Consider the following 6,604-nt stretch of genomic DNA (forward strand, 5'->3'; position numbering starts at 1 on the left):
CATTTGCTTGTTAGTCCGCCGCCAGTTCGTACCAGTGACTGAGCGATTGACCACTCATCTTTTCCAGCGCCTCGATCGAAGGGCTGTAATAATCGTTAAGACGTTTCCGCAGATCTTCAGTCAGGGCGGGGTACCGGGTTTCGCGTGCGATCAGACTTCGCATGGCCTGAAACGCGGTGGTACCGCGCAAGTGCCGAGCGATCGGATTTATCCAGGCAAGATTCTTGCTCAATCCCGGAGGCACGACCGGCACCGTCCTGTCCTTGACCTTATCCTGCCCGCCGGGAGCTAAAGGCCGCGGCGGTAGACCCAGATGAGCCCGAACCCGTGAAATCTGCCTTTCCGGCGCGTCCAGAACATCCTCGAAAAACAGGATGAGCAGCGCCTCACGTCCGAACATGTCGATATAGGATTGCAGATGGGACGCGAAATTGCCGGCTAAGAGGAACCGCATATTCTCACCCAACGCGGGATCGATGTAATTACCAATATCACACCCCACCTCACCGCGCCTGAAAAGCATGCAGTAGTTGGAATAGGCCCGTTCCACCGGACTGCGTAGCTGCACAATCAGCTTCGCATGAGGCAGATGGTGATGCAGGCGGTTCGCCGCTTCAGGCGTGTATAGGTAGGAATTGGACTTCTCGCCCACGATTTTCCCGACGCCGCTTTCGCTGAACTGGGACAGATACCAGTCTTCGCCACGGCTGTACTCCCTGGAGAAATAGTGCAGCTCGGGGTCGGGCATGTAAACCGCCGGATCCGACTGCAACTGTTTCTGCAGCCAGGTGGTTGCCGATTTGGCCGCCCCAATAATGATGAAATCGATATCATTGAACTGCATTGGATACTTGCGCCTCCAGTTGATGCGCTGGCACAGGAAAGGATAACCTCGATGATCTGACGCAATGCGATCCCGATTGGTGCAGGCGCTCAAGCAGCGTCTGCCGACGCGCATAGCACCCTGGAAACGGCCAGGCTTTTCCCGTGGGATTGGCGGACGTTTCCATCAAAAGATCGCGTAACTGCGCTGCGCATCGGCTCCCAAATCACGTTTCCAAAAATATACGTGAACGGCCTCCGGCCAGAAACTGATCTTTCGGCTTAGGCCCGATGCACTCCCCGATGTCAGTCCATCGGCAAAATCAGCCTATGTAGGATTATATATACCGGCGACCCAAAAGGCCGAGAGATCCAGCATTTCCGCGATTGCAACGGATTGGGGCAAGCAGCCTCTTCACCCGAGCGCTTGTAAAATCGCAGATGCCGCGGCAACAGCACCTCATGAGCTTGGCCATCCCGGTTCGAGAGACAATGGTCGCCGTCGGCACCCTCCTGCGCAACGCCCGAGACCCCTGGTGGATCGTCACGGGCGGGGCGGCAGCACTCCACGGCGCGGTTCCCATCTCGGTTTCCGACATCGACGTCATGTTGAGCGTCCGCGATGCGAAAGACCTCTTTTCCGAAATCGGCATCACGCAGGCACCCCCGTCCACGCACCCTCGCTTCCGATCCGAGGTGTTTGGACAATGGAAAGAGAACCCCCTGGTCGTGGAGTTCATGGCGGACTTTACCTTGCGTGATCTCGACGGGGTGTGGCGACCGATGCTACCCACCACGCGCCAGAGTTTCACTATCGCGGATACGACGGTATATGTCCCGGAACTGACAGAGTTGCGCGGGATGTTCCGACGGCTCGGCAGACCGAAAGATCAAGCGCGCATCGCCCTCATCGACAAGATAATCTAATGTGCGAGGCAGGGGCGGGATGCGCCTGCCTGCTACAGGCGCCCTCTCCTAGCTCGAACCCGGCACGGCCTGTGCGATGGAAAGAATTTCCATGCGATCGTCCGCGCGAAGATAGCGCATCGCTGAATCTTGCAGGTCCGCCGCCGTAATCGCGCGCAGAAGATCCGGCGCGTGCTCGAAGCGCAGGATGCGGTCCGGTCGCGATTGCGATCGCGACACGAGGCCCATCCAGCCGCCGTTGCTCTTGAGCGCATTCGCGAACCGCTGAAGCATGGGTTCGCGGGCGCGGCGAAGGGTGTCCTCGTCGACCGGATTCGTCCGCAATCCGGCAACGACCTGCTCGATCGCACGGCGGGTTTCCGGAATGTCGGCGGCGTCGATCGACGCATTGACCTGGAAGTACCCATAGCCCTTCCACACATGCGACATGAAGCTGGCCGACCCCGGCGAATAGGCCTTGCCGAGCTTTTCGCGCAATTGCTCGGTCAGCCGAATGTCCATGACCTCATGCAGCAGTTCCAGCTTCGCCGCTTCAAGCGGATCGGCGTCGTCGCGGGTGGGCCATAGCATCCTCAGGATTGCCTGGTTCGCCGGCCCCTTGTGCCGGACGACGTGGCTGGCCGCGCCCTTCGGAAAGATGCGGATCGGCTGCCCTTCATGCGTGCCGAAAGCCTGTTCGCGCTGCGGCAAGGCACCGAAAGTGCGTGCCAGCAATGCAAGGACGGTCTCTTCGTCGAAGTCGCCGACCACGCCGATCTCGATTGCTCCATGCGCAAGGCGACCGCCGATATCGGCTTTCAGACGGGCGAAGGAGAGGCTGCGGTAATCATCGGCGGTCCCCAGCGAGAAACGCGGATCGCCGCCGCTCGTCAGGCTGCCCAGCCGGGCCTGGAGCGCCGATTTCGGAGTGGCGTCGATCTGGGCGAAGCGATTGTCGATCGACTGGCGATAGCGAACCTCGCCCTCGGGACGGTATCCCGGATCGGTTACGAGCGCGGCCAGCAGCTGCAATTGCAGTTCCAGATCGCGCGGGGTGGTGACACCGCCCGCATCGAAAGAGTCCTCCCCGGCGCCTAGCCCCATGCCGACACTTCGTCCGGCCAGGATGGACTTCAGCTCATCCGCGCTGTGCCGGCCGAGGCCGCCCCCGGCAAGGCTCGATACCAGTTGGGTCGCGCGAGGATTGTCGCGCGTATTCAGCCGGCTGCCCCCGTCCACCGCGAGACTGACCCGGATGCGACCCTTTTCAAGTTCGGTGCGGCGCAAGTTGGCCATGACACCGTTGGCGAAGCGAACCTGCCGGATGCCCCGGTGCGACCGCGTATCGGCTATGACCTGCCCCGGCGTGCCGAAAGCCGTATAGGCGAAGGGTCGAGGCTTGGCCTGGGCACCCTTGCCGATGCTCGACTGCCGTACCGAGGCCCAGGCGGACCGCAGGGCTTCCTCGCCGCCTTCGGGGGCCTTGCGTCCGGCAAAGCGGATCATGGGTCGTTCCAGGGGAACGGCTTCCCGAAGCATCGCCTCCAGCACGTCATCCGGTGTGATCCGGGGCGCCAGCTCCTCCACGCGCTCCAGCGCCGATTGCGGCGTGGACGGGATCACGCGATCGTCCACCAGGCCCAGGGCCAGTTGCGCCAGGCCCTTGTTGCTGCGAGTGTCGGCCGAGGCGGCCGCGTTACGCGCTCCGGTAAGCAGCCGCGAGATCTGCTCCGCCACTTCATCGGCGGTGAAGCCGTGCTCCAGCGCGCGCCGATATTCGAGACCGGCCGCGATCATGCCCGCGCGCCACTGCCCATCGACCGTGCTTATGCCCAGCGCGGTAGAGCGGGCCGTCTCGAAAAGATCGCCAGTCCCGAAACTTGCGCTGCGGAAAGGCGGCTTCGTCCCGTGGGCAAGGCGGCCCAGCCGACGGTTCACGATGGCGTATCCGATCGCGCGGAGAATGGCCTGCTCTCGGTTTTCGAGCGTATCGGGTTCGTCGATATAGTCGCCGCTGCGCTGGATCGTTACATGCTCCGACAGCGCGGGGGCGGTGTAGATGCGGATCCGGTCTGCATCGGCCGTGTCGATCGGGCCTGCGTCAGGCTGCGCTTCGGCCGGGCGCGGCTGCCAATCGCCGAAGCGGCGCCGGATGTCCGCCTCCACCGCATCGACATCGATATCCCCCACGACCACCAGCGTGGTCTGGGTGGGCACATACTCGCGCTCGTAGAAGGCGCGAAGCGACTGGGCGGTGGCAGCCTCCAGCGTCTCAGTCGTGCCGATCGGCAGCCGCCGGGTATAGAGCGATCCGGGGTAGAAGAAGTCCATCCCGTCGGTCGTATTCCGCAGCGCCGGTGAATCGCGGTCGCGCATTTCGGCGAGCACCACCCCGCGTTCGCGCGCCACGGCATCGGGCGCGATCGTCAGGTTGCTGGCGGTCTCCCGCATCAGCATCAGGGCGGTATCGAGAAGTTCGCGATCCGCGCGCGGCAGATCGAGCTTGTAAAGCGTGCGACTGAAATTGGTGGAGGCGTTGGTGTCCGATCCGAATGCCAGCCCTGCCCGCTCCAGCAAGGGCACCATCTGACCTTCGGGAACATTGTGCGATCCGTTGAACGCCAGGTGCTCCAGGAAATGCGCGAAACCCCGCTCGTTCGGCGCTTCATCGAGCGAGCCGACATTCACGTCCATGCGGACGACGACAGTGCCCGCCGGCGTGCCGTTGCGGCGCAGCACATAGCGCATGCCATTGGCGAGGCGACCGACGCGGAAGGCCTCGTCCATCGGAACGTCGCTGCTTTCGAAGGCCCATGCGGTATCGTCGGCGCGGATGGGATCGCTGGCTGCAAGGGGCGTTGCCGCGAGGAGGAAAGCAATCGGGACAAGCGAGGTTTTCATGGTCAGGCGCGAGGCTCCGTGGAGAGGGCGGCGAGCGCAGTCGGTTCCCGCGTGCCGCAGTACTTCTGGGATTGTTCGAAGAGGCAGTGCTGAAGGGGGTGGCGCTCAGGTCGAGGGCCGGTAGGTCATGGGTACGATGAAATGGAGCTGCGCGGCACTCAGCTCCTTGGGAGGAAGGGGGTAAGGCACCGCGTCTCGGACCTGTTCCAGCGCCAGTCCGTCAAGTGCGACAACACCGCTGCTCCTGGCGATGGCGATGTCGGTTATCCCGCCGCTTCCCGTGAGGTTGAAGCGGACCAGCACCCGGCCGCGAATTCCGGCCCGCGCAAGTCTGGCCGGAAATGCCTTTCGCTTCAGGATGTGGCGGAAAACCTTGACGGCATAGGCATTGCGTCCCTCAATGGCCCCCGCCGGTGCAGAGCTTTCGGAAGCGGCAGACGCGGCACCGGGGCGCCCGCTGCCGGACGCCGCTGCCGGTTCCCGTAGCGTTGCCGGGGCCGGGACCGGTGGCTGGGCCGCAGAAGGTTCCGCAGGCCCGGCGCCCTGGTTTCCATCACCGTGCGCAATCACCAGCGGCTTCGGCAGCGCCACTTCGGAAACGATCGGGCGCTCGGGAGGCGGCGAAACGGATGGTACCTTCGAGTTGGCCGCCTCGGCCGGACTGGCCTTGCTGCGCGGCTCTGGCTTCTTCCGGGATTCCGCTTTTTCGGCCTCGATCTGCGCCCCAGCGACGGATATCGTCGTAACCCGCTGACCGGCGGCACCCTGCACACCGGCCTGCGGCGCACGCCACGCAGCAAGCAGCAAGAGCAAGACAAGGCCGTGCACCGATGTCGCGAGAAATGCCGATGTGAGCCGGGGCGTCATCGGGCCAACCCCTCGCCTTCGTCCAGCTCCAGCGCGAGCGGGCGGATTGCCGCATCAAATTCCTGCACGATCACAGAACTTTCAGAAATGCCACAAGCGCATCGCGTTCTTCGCGCGTGAGCTTCAGCGGCGTCAGCAGGGGATCGTGGATGGGCGCAGGCACATCGCTTTTGCCGCGGGCGCGATCCTTGCCGCCCCCGGCGTTGTAGAGCGCCACGACGTCTTCCAGGGTGGGGAACAGGCCATTGTGCATGTAAGGCGCCGTACGGCTCAACCCGAGCAGCGACGCCGTGCGGAAACGTCCCACATCGGCCGGATCGCGCGTGACTTCGTAACGCCCGAGATCTTCCCGGTTGCGACCATAGAAGCTGATGCCAAGATTATGAAACTGCCCGTCCGACAACAACGGACCGCTGTGGCACGAGACACACCCGGCTTTCGTGCGGAACAGGTGCAGCCCCTTCAGTTCCTGATCGTCCAGGAACCGCCCGCCTTTTTCCAGAACCCGATTCCAGCGCGTGCGAGGCGGCGCCAGCGTCCTCTCGTAGGCGGCCAGCGCCCGCGCGACGTCCTCGATCCCGATGCGCCGGGTTCCATCGGCGGCTCGGAATGCTTCGCGGTAGACTGCGCTTCTGCGCACACGGGCCGCCACGGTTCGGGTGGCTCCGGCCATTTCCTTGCTGTCCATGATCGGATGAAGGGCCTGGTCTTCCAGCGTCGGGCTGCGACCATCCCAGAACAGCGGCGTCATCCACGCGACCGCATAGAGCGTCGGAGCGTTGCGGCGTCCGCGCTGTCGGCTGTCTCCGAAAGAGGTACGCAGACCGTCGCCCAGGCCGAGTTCGGGATTGTGGCAGGATGAGCAGGCGATCTGGCCGCTGCCCGACAAGGCAGGGTCATCGAACAGCCGCTTGCCGATGCCCGCCAGTGCTGTCTCCTGTGCGCTCCGGGCAGGCAACGCGGGCAGTGAGGCGAACTCCTGGAATTGCGCACCGGGCTTGAGCACGGGGCGCGGCCAAGTTTCAGGCAAACCACCGTAAAGGCTACGAAGTTCAGCCGCTGTAGGCGCAGCCTCGATCGCCTGCGCCCCCACGGCGGGCGTCGGCAT

5 protein-coding genes are annotated in these 6,604 nt (G+C 63.8%); 1 reads left to right on the top strand and 4 read right to left on the bottom strand.

Annotated elements, in window-relative coordinates; genetic code table 11:
• Positions 1 to 10: 10 nt before the first annotated feature.
• Positions 11 to 844, bottom strand: a complete 834-nt coding sequence (locus RT424_RS08775; protein ID WP_313436449.1) for a sulfotransferase — start codon at positions 842 to 844, stop codon at positions 11 to 13.
• A 440-nt stretch (positions 845 to 1,284) separates the two neighbouring features.
• Here RT424_RS08775 and RT424_RS08780 point away from each other — a divergent pair, with 440 nt between their 5' ends.
• A complete protein-coding gene (locus RT424_RS08780) occupies positions 1,285 to 1,749 on the top strand; it encodes a hypothetical protein (protein ID WP_313436452.1) in 465 nt (154 codons plus the stop codon).
• A 48-nt stretch (positions 1,750 to 1,797) separates the two neighbouring features.
• Here the strand turns inward: RT424_RS08780 and RT424_RS08785 are convergent, their stop codons facing one another.
• The 3 genes from RT424_RS08785 to RT424_RS08795 all read right to left on the bottom strand — a co-directional run.
• Complete coding sequence (locus RT424_RS08785) at positions 1,798 to 4,629, bottom strand: insulinase family protein (RefSeq protein WP_313436454.1); 2,832 nt, start codon at positions 4,627 to 4,629, stop codon at positions 1,798 to 1,800.
• Positions 4,630 to 4,734: 105 nt separating this feature from the next.
• Positions 4,735 to 5,496: a TonB family protein gene (locus RT424_RS08790; protein WP_313436457.1), complete on the bottom strand. Its 762-nt coding sequence runs from the start codon at positions 5,494 to 5,496 to the stop codon at positions 4,735 to 4,737.
• A gap of 70 nt (positions 5,497 to 5,566) precedes the next feature.
• Positions 5,567 to 6,604, bottom strand: a 1,038-nt coding sequence (locus tag RT424_RS08795) for a cytochrome c peroxidase (protein ID WP_313436460.1), incomplete at its 5' end; no start/stop codon positions are given.

This window comes from Novosphingobium sp. (assembly GCF_032093395.1).
Taxonomy (GTDB): domain Bacteria; phylum Pseudomonadota; class Alphaproteobacteria; order Sphingomonadales; family Sphingomonadaceae; genus Novosphingobium.

What these genes read in the sequence shown, in the direction of transcription:
- RT424_RS08775 (WP_313436449.1), bottom strand. Translation starts at nt 844, where the DNA reads ATGCAGTTCAATGATATCGATTTCATCATTATTGGGGCGGCCAAATCG.
- RT424_RS08780 (WP_313436452.1), top strand. Translation starts at nt 1,285, where the DNA reads ATGAGCTTGGCCATCCCGGTTCGAGAGACAATGGTCGCCGTCGGCACC.
- RT424_RS08785 (WP_313436454.1), bottom strand. Translation starts at nt 4,629, where the DNA reads ATGAAAACCTCGCTTGTCCCGATTGCTTTCCTCCTCGCGGCAACGCCC.
- RT424_RS08790 (WP_313436457.1), bottom strand. Translation starts at nt 5,496, where the DNA reads ATGACGCCCCGGCTCACATCGGCATTTCTCGCGACATCGGTGCACGGC.